General features: G+C 70.1%; 1 protein-coding gene. It reads left to right on the plus strand.

Annotated features, from left to right (window positions below):
- Positions 1–310 precede the first annotated feature (310 nt).
- Entirely contained in the window at positions 311–910 is a 600-nt protein-coding gene (locus GWK61_RS54670; RefSeq protein WP_194922305.1) for a cob(I)yrinic acid a,c-diamide adenosyltransferase, read from the plus strand.
- Positions 911–1,212: the final 302 nt, after the last annotated feature.

Genomic DNA, 1,212 nt, shown 5'->3' on the forward strand with positions numbered 1-1,212 from the left:
AGAGACAACCAATACTTGCATGACACAACCAACGGCATTGCGAGGAGGCCCGCCAGAGGCCTCAAGGTGCCCACCAAACGCGGCCGCCAGCCGCCCACATGACGCGTGCGCAGTGACTCGGACCGGCGCGTGGTCGTGTACGCGCAAACCGCCAGCCGCCAGCGCAACCTGCGGGGCACGGCCGAACTGCGTCCCCCCGCGAGGTCATCCAACCATTGGCGAAGCCGTAAAAATTCGCCTGTAAACCCACAGAGCAACCGCACCCACCAGCACTCACCAGCACCCCCACCAACCCACTACCGTAGATCCCATGGTGAACCTGACCCGCATCTACACCCGCACCGGCGACGACGGCACGACCGCCCTAGGCGACCTGAGCCGGGTCCGCAAGACCGACGCGCGCCTGGCGGCCTACGCCGACGTCGACGAGGCCAACGCGGCCGTGGGCCTGGCGGTGGCCTTCGCGAGCAACGACCTGGGCATGCTGCACGACGGGATCAGGACCCTGCTGCTGCGGGTGCAGAACGAGCTCTTCGACCTCGGCGCCGACCTCAGCACCCCGCCGGCGGAGAACCCGGAGTTCCCGCCGCTGCGCATCGAGCCGGAGTACGTCGAGCGCCTGGAGGCGGCGTGCGACGAGTGGAACGAGACGCTCACCAAGCTCCGCTCCTTCATCCTCAACGGCGGCACCGTGGTCGCGGCGCAGCTGCACGTCGCGCGCACCGTCGTGCGCCGCGCCGAGCGGAGCACCTGGGCCGCCGTCGAGGAGTACGGCGACGCCATCAACCCGCTGGCCGTGAAGTACCTGAACCGGCTGTCGGACCTGCTGTTCATCCTGGCCCGCGTGGCGAACACCGACTCGCACGGCGGCGACGGCGACGTGCTGTGGGTGCCGGGCGGGGAGCGGTAGCCGCCGACGGGCCCCAGACCGAGCGTGCAGCGGCCCCAGAGCAGCCCCAGACCGGGCCTGCCAGCCCTCAGAACGAGCTCGGAAACCCCGTGCCGCCACCACCACCGGCACCCGCACCGGGATCGGTAGGCGGCGTCCCAGACCCGCTACCACCGCTGCTCGACTCCGAACCGCTAGCCGGCAACGCCGACGGAGCAATCGTCCCCGTCGAAGTCGCAGTCCCTGTAGGCCGCACCCCCTGCACCGGAGGCGCCGTACTCGAAAGCCCGCCACCAGCCCCCACCGAAGGCGCACCTGTAGAC

The organism is Catenulispora rubra (assembly GCF_015356825.1).
GTDB lineage: Bacteria > Actinomycetota > Actinomycetes > Streptomycetales > Catenulisporaceae > Catenulispora > Catenulispora rubra.

Coding starts and splice junctions, on each gene's coding strand:
- GWK61_RS54670 (WP_194922305.1), top strand. CDS start 311: ATGGTGAACCTGACCCGCATCTACACCCGCACCGGCGACGACGGCACG.